The sequence below is a fragment of the Saccharothrix deserti genome (assembly GCF_009769385.1).
GTDB classification, from domain to species: domain Bacteria; phylum Actinomycetota; class Actinomycetes; order Mycobacteriales; family Pseudonocardiaceae; genus Actinosynnema; species Actinosynnema deserti.
In genome coordinates this window covers 124,319-146,266 of the sequence record NZ_VKAB01000025.1, presented here as the reverse complement: position 1 = coordinate 146,266, position 21,948 = coordinate 124,319, and the positions used below count along the sequence as shown (strand labels likewise).

At 72.3% G+C, this 21,948-nt stretch carries 19 protein-coding genes; 9 read left to right on the top strand and 10 right to left on the bottom strand.

What is annotated here, in order from left to right:
• Positions 1 to 113: 113 nt before the first annotated feature.
• The gene (locus FM051_RS33990; protein ID WP_158850637.1) at positions 114 to 716 is read left to right on the top strand and encodes a macro domain-containing protein; all 603 of its coding nucleotides are present in this window, start codon (positions 114 to 116) and stop codon (positions 714 to 716) included.
• Between the two features lie 82 nt (positions 717 to 798).
• Here the strand turns inward: FM051_RS33990 and FM051_RS33985 are convergent, their stop codons facing one another.
• On the bottom strand, positions 799 to 1,281 hold the full coding sequence (locus tag FM051_RS33985) for a GNAT family N-acetyltransferase (RefSeq protein ID WP_158850635.1): 483 nt from the start codon (positions 1,279 to 1,281) through the stop codon (positions 799 to 801).
• A gap of 60 nt (positions 1,282 to 1,341) precedes the next feature.
• Between FM051_RS33985 and FM051_RS33980 the strand changes: the two genes are divergently transcribed.
• The gene (locus FM051_RS33980) at positions 1,342 to 1,971 is read left to right on the top strand and encodes a response regulator (RefSeq protein WP_202919158.1); all 630 of its coding nucleotides are present in this window, start codon (positions 1,342 to 1,344) and stop codon (positions 1,969 to 1,971) included.
• Between the two features lie 54 nt (positions 1,972 to 2,025).
• Here the strand turns inward: FM051_RS33980 and FM051_RS33975 are convergent, their stop codons facing one another.
• The 5 genes from FM051_RS33975 to FM051_RS33955 all read right to left on the bottom strand — a co-directional run bounded on the left by FM051_RS33975 (position 2,026) and on the right by FM051_RS33955 (position 9,906).
• Entirely contained in the window at positions 2,026 to 2,832 is an 807-nt protein-coding gene (locus tag FM051_RS33975) for an endonuclease/exonuclease/phosphatase family protein (RefSeq protein WP_158850633.1), read from the bottom strand.
• A gap of 333 nt (positions 2,833 to 3,165) precedes the next feature.
• Positions 3,166 to 4,287, bottom strand: coding sequence for a GAF domain-containing sensor histidine kinase (locus FM051_RS33970; RefSeq protein WP_158850631.1), 1,122 nt, complete (start codon positions 4,285 to 4,287; stop codon positions 3,166 to 3,168).
• Between the two features lie 11 nt (positions 4,288 to 4,298).
• Complete coding sequence (cydC, locus tag FM051_RS33965; protein WP_158850630.1) at positions 4,299 to 7,394, bottom strand: thiol reductant ABC exporter subunit CydC; 3,096 nt, start codon at positions 7,392 to 7,394, stop codon at positions 4,299 to 4,301.
• The gene (gene cydB / locus FM051_RS33960; RefSeq protein ID WP_158850629.1) at positions 7,391 to 8,392 is read right to left on the bottom strand and encodes a cytochrome d ubiquinol oxidase subunit II; all 1,002 of its coding nucleotides are present in this window, start codon (positions 8,390 to 8,392) and stop codon (positions 7,391 to 7,393) included. The genes cydC and cydB overlap by 4 nt, the downstream gene beginning before the upstream one ends.
• Before the next feature lie 11 nt (positions 8,393 to 8,403).
• On the bottom strand, positions 8,404 to 9,906 hold the full coding sequence (locus FM051_RS33955; RefSeq protein WP_158850628.1) for a cytochrome ubiquinol oxidase subunit I: 1,503 nt from the start codon (positions 9,904 to 9,906) through the stop codon (positions 8,404 to 8,406).
• A gap of 354 nt (positions 9,907 to 10,260) precedes the next feature.
• Here FM051_RS33955 and FM051_RS33950 point away from each other — a divergent pair, with 354 nt between their 5' ends.
• Positions 10,261 to 10,860, top strand: coding sequence for a TMEM165/GDT1 family protein (locus FM051_RS33950; RefSeq protein ID WP_158850627.1), 600 nt, complete (start codon positions 10,261 to 10,263; stop codon positions 10,858 to 10,860).
• Here FM051_RS33950 and FM051_RS33945 read toward each other — a convergent pair.
• Positions 10,857 to 11,249, bottom strand: coding sequence for a nuclear transport factor 2 family protein (locus FM051_RS33945; RefSeq protein ID WP_158850626.1), 393 nt, complete (start codon positions 11,247 to 11,249; stop codon positions 10,857 to 10,859). The two genes, FM051_RS33950 and FM051_RS33945, sit on opposite strands and share 4 nt — an antisense overlap.
• A gap of 78 nt (positions 11,250 to 11,327) precedes the next feature.
• On the opposite strand from FM051_RS33945, the gene FM051_RS33940 reads away from it, so the two are divergent.
• Positions 11,328 to 11,918, top strand: a complete 591-nt coding sequence (locus FM051_RS33940) for a TetR/AcrR family transcriptional regulator (protein WP_158850625.1) — start codon at positions 11,328 to 11,330, stop codon at positions 11,916 to 11,918.
• Positions 11,919 to 11,942: 24 nt separating this feature from the next.
• Here FM051_RS33940 and FM051_RS33935 read toward each other — a convergent pair whose 3' ends face one another.
• From FM051_RS33935 to FM051_RS33925, 3 genes are read right to left on the bottom strand one after another with little or no spacing between them, the layout of a single operon-like run.
• Positions 11,943 to 12,611 carry an IclR family transcriptional regulator gene (locus FM051_RS33935; protein WP_158850623.1) on the bottom strand — a complete coding sequence of 223 codons (669 nt, stop codon included), beginning with the start codon at positions 12,609 to 12,611 and terminating at the stop codon, positions 11,943 to 11,945.
• Positions 12,612 to 12,615: 4 nt separating this feature from the next.
• Positions 12,616 to 13,791 carry a fumarylacetoacetate hydrolase family protein gene (locus tag FM051_RS33930; RefSeq protein WP_158850620.1) on the bottom strand — a complete coding sequence of 392 codons (1,176 nt, stop codon included), beginning with the start codon at positions 13,789 to 13,791 and terminating at the stop codon, positions 12,616 to 12,618.
• Positions 13,788 to 14,654: a hypothetical protein gene (locus FM051_RS33925; RefSeq protein WP_274383821.1), complete on the bottom strand. Its 867-nt coding sequence runs from the start codon at positions 14,652 to 14,654 to the stop codon at positions 13,788 to 13,790. The genes FM051_RS33930 and FM051_RS33925 overlap by 4 nt, the downstream gene beginning before the upstream one ends.
• A 68-nt stretch (positions 14,655 to 14,722) precedes the next feature.
• On the opposite strand from FM051_RS33925, the gene FM051_RS33920 reads away from it, so the two are divergent.
• From FM051_RS33920 to FM051_RS33900, 5 genes are read left to right on the top strand one after another with little or no spacing between them, the layout of a single operon-like run.
• Positions 14,723 to 15,898, top strand: a complete 1,176-nt coding sequence (locus FM051_RS33920) for a homogentisate 1,2-dioxygenase (protein ID WP_158850618.1) — start codon at positions 14,723 to 14,725, stop codon at positions 15,896 to 15,898.
• Positions 15,899 to 15,937: 39 nt separating this feature from the next.
• Positions 15,938 to 17,215: an SWIM zinc finger family protein gene (locus tag FM051_RS33915; protein WP_158850616.1), complete on the top strand. Its 1,278-nt coding sequence runs from the start codon at positions 15,938 to 15,940 to the stop codon at positions 17,213 to 17,215.
• Positions 17,212 to 18,639 carry a DUF5691 domain-containing protein gene (locus FM051_RS33910; protein WP_158850614.1) on the top strand — a complete coding sequence of 476 codons (1,428 nt, stop codon included), beginning with the start codon at positions 17,212 to 17,214 and terminating at the stop codon, positions 18,637 to 18,639. Before FM051_RS33915 ends, FM051_RS33910 begins: the two co-directional genes overlap by 4 nt.
• Complete coding sequence (locus tag FM051_RS33905; RefSeq protein WP_158850612.1) at positions 18,636 to 19,724, top strand: ATP-binding protein; 1,089 nt, start codon at positions 18,636 to 18,638, stop codon at positions 19,722 to 19,724. Before FM051_RS33910 ends, FM051_RS33905 begins: the two co-directional genes overlap by 4 nt.
• Positions 19,724 to 21,931, top strand: coding sequence for a DUF5682 family protein (locus tag FM051_RS33900; RefSeq protein ID WP_158850610.1), 2,208 nt, complete (start codon positions 19,724 to 19,726; stop codon positions 21,929 to 21,931). The genes FM051_RS33905 and FM051_RS33900 overlap by 1 nt, the downstream gene beginning before the upstream one ends.
• The last annotated feature ends 17 nt before the right edge of the window (positions 21,932 to 21,948 follow it).

The following is a 21,948-nucleotide window of genomic DNA, read 5'->3' as shown; positions in this document are numbered from 1 at the left end:
GCCGCAACAATACGAGGAGCACGTCCGGTGACCGCGGTTGAGGCGAGGATCACCCGCCTGGCTGGTACCCGCCCCCGTTCCGCAGCAACGGGTTCTCCTGGAATGCTGGAGACGTGTCCGCCGCCGATACGGAGGGTGAGATCAACGCTCCCGCAGCAGTTCCCCGTCTGGTGTTGTGCGCCGTCGACGAACCGCTGGCCCGTGCCTGGCTCGCGGTGGCCGAGGGCCGGACCGGCGTCGAGGTGCACCGGGGCTCGGTGCTCGACATCGTCGCCGAGGCCGTGGTGAGTCCCGCCAATTCCTCCGGCTGGATGCGCGGGGGCATCGACGCGGTGTACGCGCGGGCGTTCCCGCTGGTCGAGGGCAACGTGCGCAGTGCCGTGCTCGGTCTGCACGGCGGTGAGCTGCCGGTGGGCGAGGCGCTGGTCGTGCCGACCGGCGAGCCGGAACCCGAGTGGCTGATCAGCGCGCCGACCATGCGGCAGCCCGGTGAGCTGCTGCCCGAGGACACCGTGCACCCGTACCTGGCCGCGCGCGCCGTGCTGCGGCTGTGGCTGGGCGGGCGGCTCGACGACGGCCGCCCGCTGCGCGCCGTCGTCCGCACGATCGCCATGCCCGGACTCGGCACCGGGGTCGGCGGGGTCGCGCCCGCCACCTGTGCCCGCCAGGTCGCGGCGGCGTGGGACGAGGTGTTCAGCCCGCTGCCCAGCCGCTAGGCCGTGATCGCGCCGTGGTTGTGCGTGGTTGCGCCGGGGTTGTGCACAACTTGTGGACAGCCTGCGTGGAGCCTGTGGACAACTAGCGTGGAGCGACCCAACGCTCCAGGTCCAGTTCGTCGGTGATGGGGATGCCGTAGTCGCCGATGCTCGGGATCTCCGGCTTGAGGCGACGTGCCTCGCGCACCGCGTCCGGGCGCAGTGCGGTGAGCCGGAACCCGCGGCGTTGGTAGAAGCGCAGGGCGTCGAGGTTGTCGTTGGTCGTGGTGAGCCGGACCCGTGAGCAGCCGAGCTGCCGGGCGCGGCGCACCGCGGCGTCGACCAGCGAGCTGCCGACGCCCCTGCCTCTTCGCAGCGCGTCGATGGTGACGATCTCCAGGTGGCCGTCGGTGGCGGCGTAGGTGAGCAGTCCGACGACCTGGTCCTGCTGTTCGACCAGGAACCCGGGCAGGCTGGCCGGGAAGAACACCTGGCCGTGCGCGACCGCGGTGTGCGCGCCCCACAGTTCAAGCACCAGCCTGCCGACGACGATCCGGTCGGCTTCCTCGATCTGGCGTACGAGCATCCCTGCACTGTCTTGACGACCGGGCGCGGTGGGTACCGGCATTCGACCTATGGTTGGTTCGTGCCGGTGCGAGTGTTGCTCGTAGACGACCATGAGGTGGTGCGCAGGGGGCTGCGCGAACTGCTGGAGGACGAGGACGACATCTCGGTTGTCGCCGAGGCGGGCGGGGTGGACGAGGCCCTGGTCCGGGCGGGGGTGACGCGGCCCGACGTGGCCGTGGTGGATGTGCGGCTGCCGGACGGCGGCGGGGTCGAGCTGTGCCGGCGGCTGCGCGCGCTGCCGGACGGGCCGAGGTGCCTGGTGCTGACCGCGTTCGACGACGAGGAGGCGCTGGTCGGGGCGATCATGGCCGGCGCGTCGGGGTACCTGCTGAAGCAGGTGCGGGGGCAGGACCTGGTGACGGCGGTGCGCGAGGTGGCGGCCGGGCGGTCGTTGCTGGACCCGCAGACGACGGCGCGGGTGCTGGACCGGATGCGGCGGCCGGTCGAGGTGGACGTGCTGGACGCGTTGACCGAGCAGGAGCGGCGGGTGCTGGACCTGATCGGGGAGGGGTTGAGCAACCGGCAGATAGCCGAACGGCTGTTCCTGGCGGAGAAGACGGTGAAGAACTACGTCACGGCGGTGCTGTCGAAGCTCGGCATGGAACGCCGCACCCAGGCCGCCGCGTGGGTGGCCCGCCGTTCGCGCTGATCTGTCCGTGGGAGTGGCCGGTCGGTCGTCCGGCCACCCCTGATCGTGCCGGTGTCAGATCTTCACGGACGCGATCACGACGTGGTGGTCGGACGAGGGCGTCGGGATGCTCTTGGGCGCGGACCCCCGGAGTCCGCGCAGGAAGATGTAGTCGAACTTCTTCCCGTTGTCGTGGGTGCCCCGGCAGCCGCTGGGTGTGCAGCGGGCGTCCGCCTCCTTCCAGCCGTTCTTCCACATCGGCCGGATCGCGGAGTCGCCCGGTGTGCTGTTGAAGTCGCCGAGCACGATGCCGGCGGCGGGTTTCCCGGTGGCGTTCGCGAGTGCCGCGATCTGCTCGGTCTGCGAGTTCTTGATGCCGATGTGCGTGTTCCACACCGGGATCACCCGACTGCCGACCTTGACCTTCGCCCACACGACACCGCGCTCCTCCTTGTCCTTCGACTTGGCGACGACGGGCAGGCGGAAGCTGCCTTTACCGACGATCGAAGCGGTCTTCCGCTTGACCAGGATGGCGTCGCCGTTGGCCCCTTCGGTGCCGGGCGTGCCGCCGCACCGCCGATCCGTCCGCCAGGTGCCGTAGACGACGTCGTAGTCGACACCGGCCTCGTTCTTCATGTCGTCCACCAGTTGCTGGACCCATTTGACGCAGATCTCCTGCAACCCGAGGATGTCCGGTTTCTGGTTCTTGACGACATTCGTCCAGCCCCGCTGGTACGAGAGGCTCTTCGGGATCTCCCAATTCCACGTCATGACTTTTACCGACGTCGCGGCTTGTGCGGAACCGATCCCCAGTGCCGAAACCGTGCCGAGTGCCGCCAGCAGTCCCAGCAAGAGCGACAGCCCTTTCTTGGGCAAACTCATTTCCCCTCCTCGGTGGTGGCTTGTGCCAACAGCGTCGAGGGTGGTGGTCGCCGCGCAACGCGGGCAAGGAAAACGCTGTACGAATGTGTGCGGGACAGTGGTCCGACCAATTCCGGACACACCCGGACAGCGCGCAACCCGCGCCTCACCAGCGCTGATCACCCCTGGGAGGCGCGGTGACAGCTACGCAGGCGTCCCCGCCAAGGGGACCCCTGCTTTAACCCTGCCACAAGGGACCGACAATTTCCGCGCCCCGAGCGTCGCCTGTGGATAACCCCTCTGGACAGCCCCGCCGCCGGATTCGGCCAGGGTTGTCGGAGGCCGTGCAGCGGCTCAGCCGGTCAACGGCACGTGCCACGTGATCGTCGTGCCGGTACGCGGTGACGACGTGATCTCACACCCGCCACCGGCGGCCAACGCCCGTTCCTCCAGGTGCCGCAAACCCCGTTTGGCGACCCCGCGCGGAATGCCGCAGCCGTCGTCGGTGACTTCCAGGTCCAGCCGATCGGGTGTCCTGCGCAGCGCGATTCCCACGTGCCGAGCCCCCGAGTGCCGCACCACGTTCGACAACGCCTCCCGCAACGCCGCCCGAGCGTGGTCGGCCAGGTCCGCGGGCACGTCCGCCACGTCGCCCTCGGTCCGCACCTCCGGCTCGAACCCCAGCAGCTCGCCCGCCGTCCGGGCCTCCGCCAGCACCGAACCCCTGAGGTCGACGTCGGCGGGCTTGCCGGGATCGGCGCTGCGCAGGGCGCGGACGGTGGCGCGGACCTCGGCCATGGTCTGGTCGAGCTGGTCGACGGCGTCCGCGAGCCGCTTGGCCTCCCGCCCTTCGAGCTTGAGCCGGCGGTCGAGCAGGTCGAGCTGCACGCCCGTCGCGTACAGCCGCTGGATGATCACGTCGTGCAGGTCGCGGGCGATGCGCTCGCGCTCCTGGTAGACCGCGACCCGTTGGCGGGCCGTCGAGCCCTCGGCCAGCACCACCGCCAGACCGGCCTGCGCGGCGAACGCGGCCAGCACCTCGACGGTGTCCGGGCTGAACGGCTGCGCGCCCTTGCGCCGGTAGACGGCGAGCGCACCGATCTTGCGCTCCCTGGTGCCGAAGGGTGCGACCGCGAACGGCCCGTAACCCCGCAGCGCCTTCGGCACGAACGGCGCCGTGCGCGGGTCGGTGGTGAAGTCGTCGGCGACCACCGGCACGCCCGTCCGCGCCGCCCGTGCCGCCGACGAACGGCTGGACAGCACGATCCCGACCGGGTCGTCGCCACCGGAGGACGCCTCGACGGTCAACGTGCCGTCGTCCGCCGTGACCATGGCCAACCCGAGGTCGGCCCCGGCGAGTTCGACGGCGCTGCGCACCACGAGCGGCAGCACGGCGTCCGGGTCGTCACCCGCGAGGGCGGCCGAAGTGATCTCGGTCGACGCGGCGAGCACGCGGGCGGGGTCCACGGTGGTCAACGGTAGGCCAGTCAACGGTGGGCCCTGGCCCGCATCCGCCCCTCGGCGACTTCCAGCACCAGGTCGGCCCGGTCGGCTTCCTCCGGCCGGTGGGTGATGTGGATGACGGTCTTGTCCCGCAGCACGTCGTCCAGCCGGGCCAGCAACGCCCGCGCGGTCGGCTCGTCCAGGTGTGCGGTGGGCTCGTCCAGCAGCACGAGATCGGCGTCGTAAAGCAGCGCACGGGCCAACGCGACCCGCTGGGCCTCACCGCCGGACAGCAGGGTCGGGCCGACCACGGTGTCGAGGTCGAGCCGGACGCCCGCGACGTCCAGTGCCCACAGCAGCCGTGCGTCATCCGCTCGGGGGTCACCCAGTCGAAGGTTCTCGCGGACCGTGGTCGACACCAGCATCGGCTCCTGCGGGCACCACGCCACCCGTTCCGGCCGCCACACCAGCCCGCGTTCGGGTTCGAGGAACCCCAGCAACAACGCGAACAGGCTCGACTTGCCCGCACCGGACGGCCCGACCACGGCCACCTTGGCGCCGGCCGGCAGGTCGACGCACACCCGCTCCAGCACGGCTTCCGCACTTCCCGGCCACCGCACCGTCACGCCCTCCAGCCCGACCGCCCCGCCGACCGCCGCCTGCTCGACCCGCGCCGACCCGGCATCCACAGCGAGCGATTGTTCAACGATCCGGCCGTAGGACTCGCGCAGCGCGGCGCGGTGCTGCGCGGCGGTGGGCAGTGCGCTCAGCACCTCGGCCAACGCGAGCGGCACCAGGCCGAGGACCGGCACCAGCAGCGGGTCGACGCCACCGGCCAGGCCGATGCAGACCGCCGACGCCAACCCGGTCGTCAGGTGCACGATCCCGATCGCCGCGCCCGCGCCGAGGGCCTGTCGGCGGGCCAGCCGGGCGAGTCCGGCGTCCTGACGGGCCAACTCGGCGCGCACCTTGCCGTCCGCCCCGAACGCGATCAGGTCCGGTGCGGCGGTGAGCAGCGTCAACACCTGCTCCGACACCTGCCGCCGTCCCCTGGCGAGCACCGCCGTGGCGCGACGTTCGGTGAGCACCGCGACCACCGGGGCCAACGTCCCACCGACCACCAGCGCCACCGCCAACGCCAGGCCGGCCATCGGCTGGATCAACGCGAACAACACCACCGCCGCGACCGACACACCCACCGCGACCAACGGCGGCTGGAGCACGCGCGGCACGAGGTCGCGGACGGTGTCGACGTCGTCCACCAGCTTCGTCAACTCGGCCTGTCCGGGACGCAGGCTCCGCCACAACCGGACCCGCAACGACTCGGCGTACCGGAACGCGGCGTCGTGCGACACCAACCGCTCCAGGTACCGCAGCACCCCCTTGCCCAGCGCGAACGTCCGCACGCCCACCACCAGCACGGACAGCGTCAGAATCGGCGGCTGGGTAGCCGCCTTGGCGATCAGGTAAGCCGCCAGCGCCGTCAACGCCACACCGCTCAGCGAAGCCGCCGTGCCCAACAACGCACCCGCCAACACCCGGCGGGTCGGACGCGGCGAGCGCGGAGCAGCCGACCGGTCGGCCACCGACTCGACCTCACGAGCCGCCGCGACGCCCGAAGACTGCTCACCGACCAGCCGATGCGTGGCCAGCACCACCGCAGCCCCCTCGGCAGCGGCCCGGTGCACGGCGCTCATGACCTTGGCGGCCGTCGCCGGATCGAGGTGCGCGGTGGGTTCGTCCAGCAACAACACCGTCGCGCCATCCCGAACCCGCGTCAGCGCACGGGCGACGGCGACACGCTGCCGTTCACCGGTCGACAACTCCGCGATCGGCCGTGCCACGAGGTGATCGGCCGCCACCGACACCAACACGTCGTGATCGACCCGACCGGTGGTCAGCTCCAACTCGTCGGCGACCGTCCGCCCGGCGAACGCGGGCCGCTGCGGCACCCAGGCGATGGACGACCGGTCGACCAGAACAGACCCACCATCGGCCTGCACGAACCCCGACAACACCCCGAACAGCGTCGACTTGCCCGCACCGCTGGGCGCGTCCAACCGGTGAACCTCACCAGGCCGAACCCGGAAGCTGACCCCGTCAGGCGCGAACCGCTCCCGCCGCCGCACCCGGAGATCACGGACCTCCACCCCCGTAACCGGCCCACCAGGAACCGCCGGAACACCCGGGGTGGGGATCTCCGCGACCCGCCGCACCGCCTCGACGCCGTCCTCCGACGCGTGGTGAGCCGCACCGGCCGCACGCAGCGGCAGGTAGCACTCCGGCGCCAGGATCAACACCACCAGCCCCGTGACCAGCGTCATCTCCCCCGACACCAGTCGCAGCCCGATCCCCACCGCGATCAACGCCACCGACAGCGACGCCACGATCTCCAGCACCAGCGCCGACAGGAACGCCACCCGCAACGTCCCCATGGTCGCCCGCCGGTACCGCTCACCCACCTCCCGCACGGCCGACGCCTGAGCCGCCGCACGCCCGAACGCCGTCAGCACCGGCAGCGCACGCACCAGTTCCGCCAACCGCCCCGACAACCGCTCCAGCGCCGACGCCGCCTCGGCCACCCGCGCCGACGTGAACCGACCGATCAGGATCGCGAACACCGGGATCAACGGCAGCGTCACCGCGATCAACACCGCCGACGTCGGGTCGGTGTACAAGATCCAGGCCCCCAACGCGACCGGCACCACCGCCGTCGTGACCAAAGCGGGCAGGTAACGGGTGAAGTACGCGTCCAGCGCGTCCAACCCCTTGGTCGCCAGCACCGCCAACGACGCCGGCCCGCGCGACACGATCCACGACGGCCCCAACCCCAACGCCCGGTCCAGCACCGCCGCCCGCAGCTCCTCCTTCGCACCCGCCGCCGCCCGCGCCGCCACCGACTCGGTCGCCCAGGCCAACCCCGCCCGCACCACGACGGCGCACGCCGGCACCCACAACGACCCGCCGGTCACCAGCGCCGACGCCAACGCCACGGCCTGCCACACCAACGCGCCCGCGGTCAGCCCGGCGAGCACCGCACACAGGGCCAACGCCCGGCGCGCCGAGCGCGAAAGCGCAGGCAGCGCGCCGAGCGGGCCATTCCCCGGCTTCTTGGCGGAAGGGGCTCCGGGGAAGTTCACGGAACGTGCACCCGAGGGATGTGCTTGACACCGATCCGCTTGCGGAACACCCAGTACGTCCACCCCTGGTAGACGAGCACCGCGGGCGTGCCGAACGCGGCCACCCAGGTCATCACGGTCAACGTGTACGGGCTCGACGCGGCGCCCGCCACCGTCAACGACCACGCCGGGTCCAAAGTGGACGGCAGCACGTCCGGGTAGAGCGCACCGAACAACGCGACCACCGTGGCCGCCACCGCAACACCCATCAACGCGAACGCCTGACCCTCACGCCGCAGCACCAACCGCCCGTACGCACCGAGCGCCGCCAACGCCACCACGATCGACGCGCCCCACGTCCACACCGACCCGAACCGCAGCTGCACGGTCAGCAGCAGCACCAGCAACGGCAGCAGCGCGAACGGCGTGACCTTCAACGCCAGCGCACGGGCGCGTTCCCGCACCTCGCCCTCGGTCTTCAGGGACAGGAACACCGCCCCGTGCACCAACGCGTAGCCGGCCACCGCCACCGCACCGAGCAGCGTCTCCAACCGGATCGCCGCGAACGGCGACCCGACGCGGTCACCGACGGCGTCGAGGGGCATCCCGAACACGTTCGCCGACAGCAACAGCCCGACGCCCAGCGCGGCCGTCCACGACCCGGCGACGATCACCGCGTCCCACACCCGCCGCCACCGCGCCGAGTTCACCTTCCCCCGGTACTCGAACGCCACCCCGCGCCCGATCAGCGCCAGCAGGAACAACGTCAGCGGCAGGTAGACCGAGCTGAGCAGCGCGGCGTACCAGGCCGGGAACGCGGCGAACGTGGCGCCGACCGCGACCAGCAGCCACACCTCGTTGCCGTCCCACACCGGCCCGATCGTGTTGATCAGCACCCGCCGTTCGGCCTCCGTCCGCCCGAGCACGGGCAGCAGCATGCCGACGCCGAAGTCGAACCCCTCCAGGAACAGGTAGCCCAGCCACAGCAGGGCGATCACGCAGAACCAGAACGTCTCCACGGCTCCCCCTCTCAGTAAGCGAACGACAGGACGTCTTCGTCGGACTTCTTGTCCGACTCGCCGCGGTCATCGGACTTGTCGTCATCGGGCTGGGGACCCGGCAGCACGCCCGCTACCCCCGCGCGGACGTACCGCCGGATCAGGAACACCTCGACGCAGGCCAGCACCCCGTAGACCAGCGTCAAGGCGATGAGCGACGTCAACACCTCCCCCGGTGTCGACGACGACACGGCACGCGCGGTGAACATCCACACCCCGTCCACCCCGCTCGGGTTCGGCACCACCACGAACGGCTGCCGCCCCATCTCGGTGAAGATCCAGCCGAAGCTGTTGGCCAGGAACGGCGTCGCGATGCTGCCCAGCGCCAGCCAAGCGAACCACCGCCCGCGCGGCACCCGGCCGCCCCGCGTCAGCCACAGGATCAGCAGACCCGCGCCGACCGCGATCGCACCGAACCCGATCATCAGCCGGAAACCCCAGTACGTGACCGGCAGGTTCGGCACGTAGTCGATCGGCTTGCCCGACAGCTCACCCAGCCGGGGGTCGACCGGGTAGTTGGCGCCGTACTTCTCCTGGTACATCGGCACCAGGTCCTCGATGCCCTTGACCTCGGTCGTGAAGTCGTTGTGCGCCAGGAAGGACAGCAGCGCCGGCACCGTGACGCTCTTGACGTTCTCGCAGTCCGGCCGCGACACGTCGCCGATCGCGAACACCGAGAACGCCGCGGGCGACTCCGTGTGGCACAGCGCCTCGGCCGCCGCCATCTTCATCGGCTGCTGCTCGAACATCAGCTTGCCCTGCACGTCACCGGTGATCGCGAGCCCGGTGAACGCGACGACACCCACCCACGTGCCGAACTTCACCGACGCCCGCCACACCGGCCCGTCGTCGCTGCGCCGCCACAGGTGCCACGCCGCGATGCCGACCAGGAACGTCGCGGCGACCGAGAACGCGCCGAAGATCGTGTGCGGGAACGCGGCCAGCACGGTGTTGTTGCCGAGCACGGCCCAGATCGACGTGAGCCGCGGCCGCCCGTCCACCAACTCGACGCCGACCGGGTGCTGCATCCACGAGTTCGCGGCCAGGATGAAGTACGCCGAGGCGATCGTGGCCAGCGAGAACGCCCACACGCACGCCAGGTGCACCTTCTTCGGCAGCCGGTCCCAGCCGAAGATCCACAGGCCGAGGAAGGTCGACTCGACGAAGAACGCGACCAGGCCCTCCATCGCCAGCGGCGCGCCGAACACGTCGCCCACGAAGCGCGAGTAGGCGCTCCAGGTCATGCCGAACTGGAACTCCTGCACGATGCCGGTGACCACGCCCATGGCGAAGTTGATCAGCAGCAGCTTGCCCCAGAACTTGGTCATCGCGAGGTACTTGCGATCACCCGTGCGCACCCACGCGGTCTGCATCCCGGCCACGAGCAGGGAGAGCCCGATGGTCAGCGGCACCATCAGGAAGTGGTAGACGGTGGTGATGCCGAACTGCCACCGCGCCAGGTCGAGGACGTCCACGTGGTCGAACGTAGGGCCGGGGAGGGGGTCCCCCTCAGGTACGAGGGTCCCCTGTGGACCGGGACCTAGGTCCCGTCCGAGTCGCGTCCGAGCCGGCCGCCGCCGGCCGTGATGGTCACCGTCACACCCCGCCGGCTCATCCGGCGACTACGATGGGTGACGCCAGAGGGGAGTAGTTCCCCCGGGTCACCACGACCGGGGCGAGAGGATCGACACACTGATCCGCCTTCGCGCGGATCCGGTCCCTCACCCGCTTTCCGAGCGGGCGAACGAGACCTCCGGCCGGGCAGTGCACCACGCCCGGTCGGGGTCGTGCTGCCTCCGTCCGGGTTCATTCGGACGTCGGAGGTTCCCGTGGCACCTGAACTCATCGCCCTGGCGACGGCTTTCGCGATCGTCTTCCTGGCCGAGCTGCCGGACAAGACCATGGTCGCGACCCTCGTCCTCACCACCCGGTACCGGGCGTGGCCGGTCTTCGCGGGCGTCACGGCGGCGTTCGCGATCCAGTGCGTGGTGGCCGCGACGTTCGGCGGCGTGCTCACCCTCCTACCCGATCGGGTGGTCGCGGGTGTCGTCGCGGTGCTCTTCGGCGTGGGCGCGTTCCTGCTGTTGAAGGAGGGTTTCTCCCAGGACGGCCCCGACGCGGACGCCACTTGCAACGGTCCCGGTCAGGTGACGTTCTGGCGTGCGGCGCTCACGTCGTTCGGCGTGCTGTTCGCCGCCGAGTGGGGCGACGCCTCGCAGCTCGCGACGGCCGCTCTGTCCGCCCGCTACGCCACGCCGGTGTTCGTGGGCCTGGGCGCGTTCCTGGCGCTGACCACCGTCGCCGCCATCGCGGTCCTGGTGGGCCGCAAGATCGCCACCCGGATCCCGACGCACCTGGTCCAGCGGGTGAGCGGCTTCATCTTCACCGCGTTCGCCCTGGTCGCCCTGTGGCAGGCGGTCGCCGGCTAGCCGGACTCGTTGGTGGAGCGCGTGAGCAGGTGCGCCTCGCGCATCCGCCCGTCCGGGGTGAACCGCCCGAAGAAGTGCACGTCGATGGCCAGCGACTTGCCGCGGTTGAGCACGTGCAGGGTGTACCGGGCGGCGATCCGGTCCCCGTCCGCCAGCGCCTCGTGCACCTCCACGCGTGCGGTGGGCCGGTTCTTGCGCACCGGGCGGGCGTGGGCGATGAGCTTGTCGCGGTCGATCGGGTTCCCGTCGGCGATCTGGAGGACGTCCGGTGTGTGATAGCGGTCGACGATGAGTTCGGCATCCTCGCCGCTGCTCAGGAGGTCGTCGGTGAAGGAGGTGAAGAAGTCGGCGATGAACTGCTTCGGATCGGTGCTGTCGAGTCGGCTCACGGTGCTCCAGTCACGTCACGCGAACGTTTACACGTTGTAAGATATCCAGGCGCAACCAACCTTGACAAGGTGTAAGAAATGACCCAGGCCCGCAACCGCCGTGCCGACGCCCGCCGCAGCCGGGCCGCGATCCTGGACGCGGCGGTCCGGTTGCTCGACACCAACCCCGAGACCGGCGTCGAAGCCATCGCCACCGCCGCGGGCGTGACCCGCCAGACCGTCTACGCCCACTTCCCGTCCCGCGAGCACCTGCTGGCGGCCGTCGTCGACCAGGTCACCGCCGAAGCCGTCGCCGCGATGGACGCCGCCGACCTCGACACCGGACCGGCCGCGGACGCGCTGCTGCGCCTGCTCGAAGCGGGCCGCCGGACCAGCGGGCGGTACCCCGTCCTGCTGCGGAAGATCGCCTCGCTGCCGGTCGACCCGAAGGCCGACCAGGAACGCCACGCGCCCGTCACCGACCGGCTGAAGCGGGTGATCAGGCGCGGTCAGGAGACCGGCGAGTTCGACGCCCGGCTCTCGATCGACTGGCTGGTCGCCGTCACCGTGAAACTCGGCCACGCCGCGAGCGAGGAGGCCGACGCCGGCCGCATGTCGGACGAGGAAGCGGCGCAAGCCCTCCACACCAGCATCCTCCGGGTGATCGGCGCCCCCACGCCGACGACGTGACCGGCAGTCCCACCCCGCCGAACCTCAGCGCAACGCGTCAGCGACCTCCTGAGCCGCCCGCACCACCTGTGGCCCCACGACGTCACCGTCCAGCTTCTCCAAGGCCACCACGCCCACGCTGGCCCGCAATCCGGGCACCCCGCGCACCGGCGCCGCCACCCCGAACGCCCCCGGCTGCAGCTCGCCCGTCGAATGCACCCACTGGCGCCCCTCCAGCGACAACCCGATGGCCTTGCCCGCCGCACCCCGGTGCACGGGGTGGCGCGACCCGACCCGGTACGCCACGTGGTACGCCGTCCACGACGGCTCGACCACCGCCACCGCCTGCGCCTCGGTCCCGTCGGCCACGGTCAGGTGCGCGGTCGCGCCCACGGTCTCCGCCAACGTCCGCAGCGCGGGCTGCGCGGCCAGCCGGAGCTGCGGCAGCACGTTCGACGCCAGCCGCAGCACCCCCAGCCCGAGCCGCACCTTCGACCCCTCGCGCCGCACCAGCCCACGCGACTGCAACGGCACCAGCAGCCGGTAGACCGCCGCCCGCGAAGCGCCGATGGCCGCCGCCAGCTCGCTGATCGACGGCGCCTCGGACTCGGCGTCGGCCACCGCCTGGAGCAGGGCCAGGCCCCGCTCCAGGGTCAGCGAGCTCTCCTTCGACGCGGGCGCCGGCAGCCGGCCGCGGGGATCAGGTCTGACCAACGCTCTACCTCTCGTCGGCGGGCGCGATCGTGCCGACCACCTCGGCCAGCCCGACGACCGAGCCGTTCTCACCGGGGGCCGTCGCGGTGATCCGCACCGTGTCGCCGTCCTCCAGGAACGTCCGCTCGCCGTCGTCGAGCACCACCGGCTCCTTCCCGCCCCAGCTCAGCTCCAGGAAGGAGCCGCGCTCGTCGCGGGCCGGACCGGACACGGTGCCCGACGCGATCAGGTCACCCGGCCGAACGGTAGCGCCGTTCACCGACAGGTGCGCGAGTTGCTGCGCGAACGTCCACGACATCTCGCGGAACGGCGGCCGGGACACGACCGTGCCGTTCCACTCGACCTCCAGGTCGATGTCCAGGCCCCACGGCCGCTCCTCGACCAGGTACGGCAGCACGTCGTTGCCCAACGGCGGCGGCGGGACGCGGGCCACCGCGAACGCCTCCAACGGCGTGATCCACGCCGAGATCGACGTGGCGAACGACTTGGCCAGGAACGGCCCGAGCGGCTGGTACTCCCAGGCCTGGATGTCCCGCGCGGACCAGTCGTTGACCAGCGCCACGCCGAACACGTGGTCGGCCGCCTGGGACGGGCGCAGCCGCGTCGCGACCGGCCCGCCGCACACGAACCCGACCTCGGCCTCGACGTCCAGCCGCCCGGTCGGCCCGAAGACCGGCCCGGACGACGACCGCCGCTGACCGTGCGGCCGGACGACCGGCGTGCCGGACACGACGACCGTCCCGGCCCGGCCGTGGTAGCCGATGGGCAGGTGCGTCCAGTTCGGCGTCAGCGCCTCGCCGTCGGGCCGGAAGATCCGGCCGACGTTCTCCGCGTGGTGCCGCGACGAGTAGAAGTCCACGTAGTCGGCGACGGTGAACGGCAGCACGGCGCCGTCCAGCCCCACCAGCTCCGCACCGCGCGGCGCGGAGGCGGCCGAGACGATCTCGACCATCCGCGCCCGCAGTTCGCTCCACACGGGCCGTCCGGCCGCCAGCAGGGCGTCCAGGGTCCCGGTGGCCACCAGGTGCCCCAATCGCTCGCCCAGGGCCAGCCCGCGCAGCAACAGGGCCTGGTCGCCCACCCGCACCGCGACGCCACCGCCGGGCAGCACGCCGTAGGGCAGCGTCTGCGGCCCGAACGGCGCGTCGGCGGTGAACGCGGGGTCGTCGATCCAGCTCACAGCAGACCCAGCTCCTCCAGGTCGTTGATCGGCTCGTCCAGCGAGCACGACCCGTAGGAGGCGAACACGCCGCGGACGGCGTGCGCGGCCTGGTCGGACAGCCCGTTGGCCTCCTCGCCGAGCGCGACCGCGTCCGTGCTGGACAGCGCCTCGCGCACGTCACCGCCGGACAGGGACCGCGCGGTTGCGACGAGCAGGTTGAGGAACCCGTGGTGGGTGAACCCCGTCTCCTCGTCCGTGTGCCGGACGGCGTGGTGCAGGCCGGCGGTCGCCTTGAAGGCCACGCCGCCGCTGCTCACCACCGCCAGGAAGTCGGCGACCTCGTCGACGCTGGGGAAGTTCTCCTTGCTGACCCCGCCGCACCTCAGCTTCGGCCAGCTGCCGTGCTCGATGACGCGGCGGACGCCGTCCAGCCACTCGGCACCGCCCCGCCGCGGCTCGACAACCCTGATGACGTCCTCGGGCACGAACTCCGAGACGCGTTCGAGCCACACCTCGTCCACATCGGACGGGGCGGGCATCTCGACCATCCGCAGCGCGAGCAGCTCGCTGCGGGATTCGACGATCGACACGGCTTTGGGCACACCGCCCAGGCCCGTGTCGATGACCAGCGACAGGGCGATCGGCTTCACCGGTTTGACCTTGATCAACTCGGTGATGAGCTCGGCCAGTCGCGACGCGGGGCACAGGAACAACCCCACGGCACCCGCCCATTCCCCGGCACGTGCGTCGAGGTGGCCGCGGACCGCATCGGGCATGGACGCGTTGCCCGGCGGGAACAGGGCGGCGTCGTCGACAAGCCTCGCGAGCAGGGGCGGAGTGCCGCGTGGACCGGGCGCACGGAGTTCGAAGGCGCTTGACACGGCTGACACGCTAGTGGCGACCGGTCCCTGAACAAAGATGTCCGACTATCGAACGCCCGGAGAGAGCCATGGCGTACTACCGCCAGGTGGGTGAGATCCCCCGAAAGCGCCACACGCAGTTCCGCACACCGGAGGGCGGGCTGTACGCGGAAGAGCTCATGGGAGTCGAGGGCTTCTCGGCCGATTCGGCACTGCTCTACCACCGCCACCTGCCGACCGCGATCGTGGACGCGGTCACCGTCGAGGAGGCGCGCGGCGCGTTCGCGCCGAACCTCCCGCTCAAGCCGCGGCACTTCAAGACACCGGCCTTGACCTGGGACGGCGAGGTGGACGCGGTCACCGGGCGCCGAACCCTGCTCGGCAACCCCGACGTGGTGATCGGGTTCGTGACGGCCACCGCGCCCAGCCCGCTGTACCGCAACGCGGCGGGCGACGAGCTGCTGTACGTGCAGTCCGGCGAGGGGGTCGTGGAGACCATTTACGGCGCGCTGCCGGTCGCCGAGGGCGATTACGTCGTGCTGCCGACGTCGTGCACCTACCGCGTGGTCCCGGGTCAGCCGATGAACATCCTGGTGCTCGAAGCCACCGGTCACATCGGACCGCCGAAGCGGTACCTGTCGGGCAAGGGCCAGTTCCTGGAGCACTCGCCGTACTGCGAGCGCGACCTCCGCGGGCCGGTGGAGCCGTTGCTGGTGGACGGCGAGGACGTGGAGGTGCTCGTGCGGCACCGGACCGGCCTCACCCGGTTCACCTACGCCAATCACCCGTTCGACGTAGTCGGCTGGGACGGCTGCCTGTACCCGTGGGTGTTCAACATCCGGGACTTCGAGCCGATCACGGGCCGCGTGCACCAGCCGCCGCCCGTGCACCAGACGTTCGAGGGCCCGAACTTCGTGGTGTGCTCGTTCGTGCCGCGCAAGGTGGACTACCACCCGTTGTCCGTCCCGGTGCCCTACAACCACGCGAACGTCGACTCCGACGAGTTGATGTTCTACGTCGGCGGCAACTACGAGGCCCGCAAGGGCTCGGGCATCGGCATCGGCTCGCTGTCCCTGCACCCCTCCGGCTGCACCCACGGACCGCAGCCGGGCGCGGTCGAGGCGTCGCTGGGCGTGGACCACTTCGACGAGACCGCGGTCATGGTGGACACCTTCCGGCCGCTGGGGCTGGGCGAGGCCGCGCTGGCGTCCGAGGACCCGAAGTACGCCTGGTCCTGGGCCCGTCGCGGTCCTGACCTGGATTGATCCACTTTTTGTCGGTGGTGGGCTCTAACGTCTGCCGGCATGGACGCACAAGCGGTTCTGGAGCAGGCCCCGGACGGCCGGGTGGCGAGCAGCGCCACCCGGCTGGCGGGGTCCTCCGGCTGGCAGGGGACGGGTCGCAGCGACACCGCCCTGTGGGGCCTGTGCAAGGGCAGCGGCAAGAACCCGTACCAGGTGTGCGTCGACCTGGGCGACCGGGCGACGAAGTGCTCGTGCCCGTCGCGCAAGTTCCCGTGCAAGCACGCGTTGGCGCTGCAACTGCGCGACGCGCGTGAGCCGCTGCCCGTCGCGGCGACACCCGATTGGGTGGACGAGTGGCTGTCCCGGCGCAACCGCGCCGCCACCCCTGCCGCCGCTCCGGACGATTCGCCGGAGGCGGTCGAGCGCCGTGCGAAGGCCAAGGAGAAGACGGCCCTGGCCAGGCAGAACGCGGTGCGGGCCGGGGTGGCGGGGCTGACCGACTGGCTGGCCGACGTGGCGGGCGCGGGTATCGCGGGGTTGCCCGCGCGTGACGCGGCGTGGTGGCACTCGATCGGGGCGCGGATGGTCGACGCGCAGGCCAAGGGGTTGGCGTCGGCGGTGGAGGAGGTGCGCGACATCGTCGCGGCCGGGGGGCCGCACTGGGCGCACGACGCGGCCGACCGGTTGGGCGGGTTGCACCTGCTGGCGCGGCTGGCCGAGTCGCCCGACGCGGTGGTGCGCCGGCGGCTGGGGTTCTCCGTGGCCGAGGAGGAGGTGCGCGGCGGTCCGGGCTGGTCGGACCACTGGGTGCCGCTGCTGAAGCTGGAATCCGACGACGGTCTGGTGCGGACCGTGCGGCAGTGGACGTGGGGCCGGTCGCACGGGTGGGTGGTGGCGATGCGGCACGCGGGTGGCGGCGCCCGTCCCGTGCCGCCGTTGACGCACGGGGTGCAGGTGCAGGGGGTGTTGCACCCGTACCCCGGCGTGCCGCCGCACCGGGTGGCGGTGGGTGAGCTGCTGGTGGAGCGCCCGCCGGAGCCGGTGCCCGCGCCGGAGTCGTGGCGTGCGGCGTTGGCGGGGCTGGAGGAGCACCTGAAGGCCGATCCGTGGCAGCGCCTGCACCCGTTGGGGTGTGCGTCGGTGCGGGCCACCGAGGACACCCGGCAGTTGGTCGACGCGACGGGGCACGGCGTGCGGGTGCGGGTCGACTTGGCGTTGGACCAGGCGCTGGCTCTGACGGGCGGTGGGCCGTTCGACGCGTGGGGGCTGTGGAACGGCCGTGAGCTGCGCTTGGGCGCGGTGGCCGAGCCCGGCCGGGCACCGGAGGTGGTGGGATGACGCTCCACGGCGAATGGGACGAGGCCGTCCAGGCCGCGCTGGTGGGCGCGCACCGGGCAGGCACCACGCCGACCGCTCTGCTGGACCGCGTCGCCGCTCTGGGTGTCGCCGCCCACGGCGCGCAGCTACCGCCGACCGCCGACGCCCCCCTGCTTCCGCCCGCGCCCGGGTCCGACGACGTGCGGGCCCACCCGGCGGCCAGGTCCGTGCTGGTCCAGATCCTGGCCCTGGACGACCAGATCCTGCTCACCGAGTGGTGCGGCATGGCCAAGGCCGCGCGCGTCGTCGCGGACCACCGCGAGCTGCCCGCCCTGCTGGGCCTGGGCACCGCGCACCCCGGCCTGCGCCCGGCCGTCACCGCCGTCCTCGGCGCCCGCGGCCGGTGGCTGGCGGGCATCCGGCCGGCCTGGTCGTGGGCCGCGACGGGCGCCACCCCCGAGGAGGTCGACCTCGACGAGGCCCTCGACCTGCCCGGCACGTCCCGCCTGGCCGCGCTGCGCCGCGCCCGCAACCAGGACCCGGCGAAGACCCGTGAGTTCCTGGCCGCCCAGTTCGAGGTCCAGCGCCGCGCCACCGACCGCCAGGTGCTGATCAGCGCCCTCGAAGCGAACCTCGGCCCGGACGACGAACCGCTGCTCGAACGCGCCCTCGACGACCGCGCGATCGGCGTGCACGACGAGGCGTTGCGCCTCCTGCGCACCCTTCCGACGTCGAACCTGGCCGAACGAGCCGCCGAACGCCTGCACCGCGGCCTGTGGCTGACCGCCGACGGGTTCGACGTGCAGAGCGAGGAGCTGTGGGCCGATTCCGCGCCGGAGCCGGACGAGGCCCGTGACCTGATGAAAGACGGTTCCGAGACGGGTGTCGCGGGCCGCATCCGGGGTGCGGCGGCGAGCGTGCCGCCACAGCACTGGACCAGCCGCCTCGACATCGACGACGAGGGCGCCGCCGCCGAACTGGCCCGCGGCCCGTGGGCGAGCGCGCTGCTGCGCGGCGTGACGCAGAACCTGAAGCTCGCCGACGACGCCCGGCCGTGGGCGGTCGCGGCGACCCGTTCGCTGACCGGCATGGAGCAGTTGGAGATGCTCGGCGGGCTGCCCGCCGACCTGGCCGCGCGCACCGTGGTCGAGGTGTCCCGGCAGTGGAACTACGACCTGCTCGACCACGCGTGCTCGCAGCTGCCCGCGCCGTGGAGCGCGCGGGCCACCGCCGACCTGCTCGACCGCTACGCCGGGATGCGCGACCCGAGGTGGCGCGCCGGCCGCCCGCCCGCCGTGCTCCTGGCCAGGGGCGATGCCGAGGTGCTCGGCGCGAACTGGGCCCGCATCACCGAGCGCTGGCCCGAGCACACCCTCGAACTCGACGTCCTGCGCCTGCGCATGCAGCTGCGCGAGGCGTTCAACCAACGGGAGGAAGTCCAGTGACCACCGAATCCGTGCTGCGGCCCGCCGCGGAACAGCAGTACGCCGCCGAGCTCGCGGCCTTGGCGGCGGCGGACGACCGACCGCGTCCGCCGCGGTGGCGGATGTCGCCGCAAGCGGTGGTCACCTACGTGCTCGGCGGCAGGCTCCCGGACGGCACGGTGATCACGCCGAAGTACGTCGGCGACCGGCGGCTGGTCGAGGTCGCCGTCGGCACCCTCGTCACCGACCGGGCGTTGCTGCTGGTGGGTGTGCCGGGCACGGCGAAGTCGTGGCTGTCGGAGCACATCGCGGCGGCGGTGAGCGGCAACTCGATGCTGACCGTCCAGGGCACCGCGGGCACGGGCGAGGACCAGGTCCGCTACGGCTGGAACTACGCCCGGCTGATCGCCGAGGGTCCGTCCGAGGCGGCGTTGGTGGCGAGCCCGGTGATGACGGCGATGCGCAACGGTGCGGTGGCGCGCATCGAGGAGCTGACCCGGATGCCCGCCGAGGTGCAGGACTCGTTCATCACGATCCTGTCCGAGAAGACGCTGCCGGTGCCGGAGCTGGGCATCCAGGTCCAGGCCGTCCCCGGTTTCACCGTGATCGCCACCGCGAACGACCGCGACCGCGGCGTGAACCAGATGTCGTCCGCGCTGGCCCGCCGCTTCAACACGGTCGTGCTGCCGCCGCCCGCGACCGAGGACGCCGAGGTGGAGATCGTCTCGGCCCGCGCCGCGCAGCTCGGCCGCGCGTTGCAGCTGCCCGCCGAGCCGCCCGCGTTGGAGGAGGTGCGCCGGGTGGTGCGGATCTTCCGCGAGCTGCGCAACGGGTCCACCGTGGACGGCCGCACGCAGCTGAAGAAGCCGAGCGGGAGCCTGTCCACGGCCGAGGCGATCTCGGTGGTGACCAGCGGCATGGCGTTGGCGGGGCACTTCGGCGACGGCACGATCACCGCCGACGAGCTGGCGTCCGGCCTGCTCGGCGCGGTGGTGAAGGACCGCGTGTCGGACGCGGCGGCGTGGCGGGAGTACCTGGAAGCGGTGGTCAAGGAGCGGTCCGAGTGGCGCGACCTGTACCGGGCGTGCCAGGACGCGGTGGGCTGATGACGCGCGAACAGCCCTTGCCCGAGCGGGTGACGCTGCTCGGCATCCGGCACCACGGTCCCGGCTCGGCGCGCATGGTCGCGGCGGCGCTGGAGGCCGTGCGGCCGGAGGTGGTGCTGATCGAGGGGCCGCCGGAGGGTGACGCCCTGCTGCCGCACGTGCCGAACCTGACCCCGCCGGTGGCGTTGTTGCTGCACGACGAGGCGGAGCCGGCGCGGGCCGCGTTCTGGCCGTTCGCCGAGTTCTCGCCGGAGTGGCGGGCGATGAAGTGGGCGCACGCCAACGGTGTCCCGGTGCGGTTCTTCGACCTGCCGGCCGCCGCGTCCCTCGGCGACGACGAATCCCCCGAATCCCCCGACTCCCCGGACGAGGCACCTCGTGCCGCCTTGGACCCGCTGGGCACGCTCGCCGAGGCGGCCGGGTTCGACGACCCGGAACGCTGGTGGGAGGACGTGGTCGAGCACCACACCGACCCGCGGGACCTGGCCGAGGCGGTCGCGGAGGCGATGGGCGCGTTGCGCGAGGAGTTCGCCGACCAGGTGGACGCCCGCACGTTGCGCCGGGAAGCCGCGATGCGGCAGAACGTGCGGCAGGCGTTGAAGGACGTCGAGGGCCCGGTCGCGGTGGTGGCCGGCGCGTGGCACGTGCCCGCGCTGCGCACCCTGCCGCCCGCGTCGGTCGACGCCGCCGCGCTGAAAGGCCTGCCGCGCAAGAAGGTCTCCGGCACGTGGGTGCCTTGGAGCCACGGCCGGCTGGCGTCGTCGTCCGGCTACGGCGCGGGCGTCGACTCGCCCGGCTGGTACGCGCACCTGTGGGAGTGCGCCGAACGCGGCGACGCCGTGCCGCGCTGGTTCGCGAAGGCGTGCGCGGTGTTGCGGGCGGAGGACCTGCCCGCGTCCACGGCGAGCGCGGTGGAGGCCGTGCGCCTGGCCGACACCCTGGCCGCGATGCGCGGGCGCCCGTCACCGGGCCTGTCGGAGGTGATGGAGGCGTCGCTGGCGGTGCTGTGCGGCGGTGACGCGACCCCGCTCCGGCTGGTGCACGAGCAGTTGGTCGTCGGTGAGCGGTTGGGCGAGGTCGGGGACGACGTGCCGACGTCACCGCTGGCGGCGGACCTGGCGCGGTTGCGCAAACGGTTGCGGATGCCGCCGAGCGCGTTCGCCAAGCCGATACGCCTCGACCTGCGCAAAGACACCGATCGCGAGCGGTCGAAGCTGTTGCGCCGGCTGGAGGTGCTGGACGTGCCGTGGGGCACGCCGGACACGACCCGCACGCTGGGGACGTTCGCCGAGGCGTGGCAGCTGCACTGGAAGCCGGAGTTCGAGGTCGCGCTCGCGGTGGCCGCCCGACACGGCACCACGGTCGAGGCCGCCGCCCGCACGGTGCTGGTCACCCGTGCCGCGGAAGCCACCCGTGTGGTCCACGCCGCCGAGGCTCTTAGCCAATCGGTCGGCTGCGAACTCCCGGAAGCCGTGGCTGCCGCACGTCAGGCCCTGGACCGGTGCGCGGCGGCGGCGACCGACGCACTGGAACTGCTGGCCGCCCTACCCGACCTGGCGACCACGGTCCGCTACGGCTCGGTGCGCGGCACAGACCCGGAGCTGCTGCGCGTGGCCCTGCACGGGTTGTTGGCCCGAGGCGCGGTCGGGCTGCCGCTGGCGTGCCGGGGCGTTGACGAGGACACGGCGGAACGAGCGGTCAAGGCCCTGGAAGGCGCCGACGACGCCGTCCGCCTGGCAGCCGACGAGGACCACCGGGACACGTGGCAACGGGCGCTGAAATCGCTGGTCGCGATGCCCGACGCGCACGGCCTCCCGACCGGACGGGCAACGCGCCTGCTGTGGGAAACAGGGGCCCTGACCTCGGACGAAGTAGCCGCCCGCCTGCACCGCGCGGTATCCCTGGCCGCCGGCGCGACAGCGTTCGTGGCCGGCTTCCTGCGCGGCTCGGCGGCCCTGCTCACCGCCGATCCGCGCCTGTTCAGCGTGGTGGACGAGTGGCTGACCGGCCTGTCGGGCCCGGATTTCGCGGCGGCCCTGCCACTGCTCCGGCGGGCGGTGGGCGAGTTCAGCCCGGCGGAACGCCGGATGCTCGGCGACCGGGTCAAGGGCACGGCGGGCGGCACGGCGGCGTCGAGCGACTGGGACGAGGAACTGGCGGCACGGCTGGTCGGTCACGTGCGCGCGCTCCTGGGCGCGGGCACATGACCAGCCGGCGCATGACC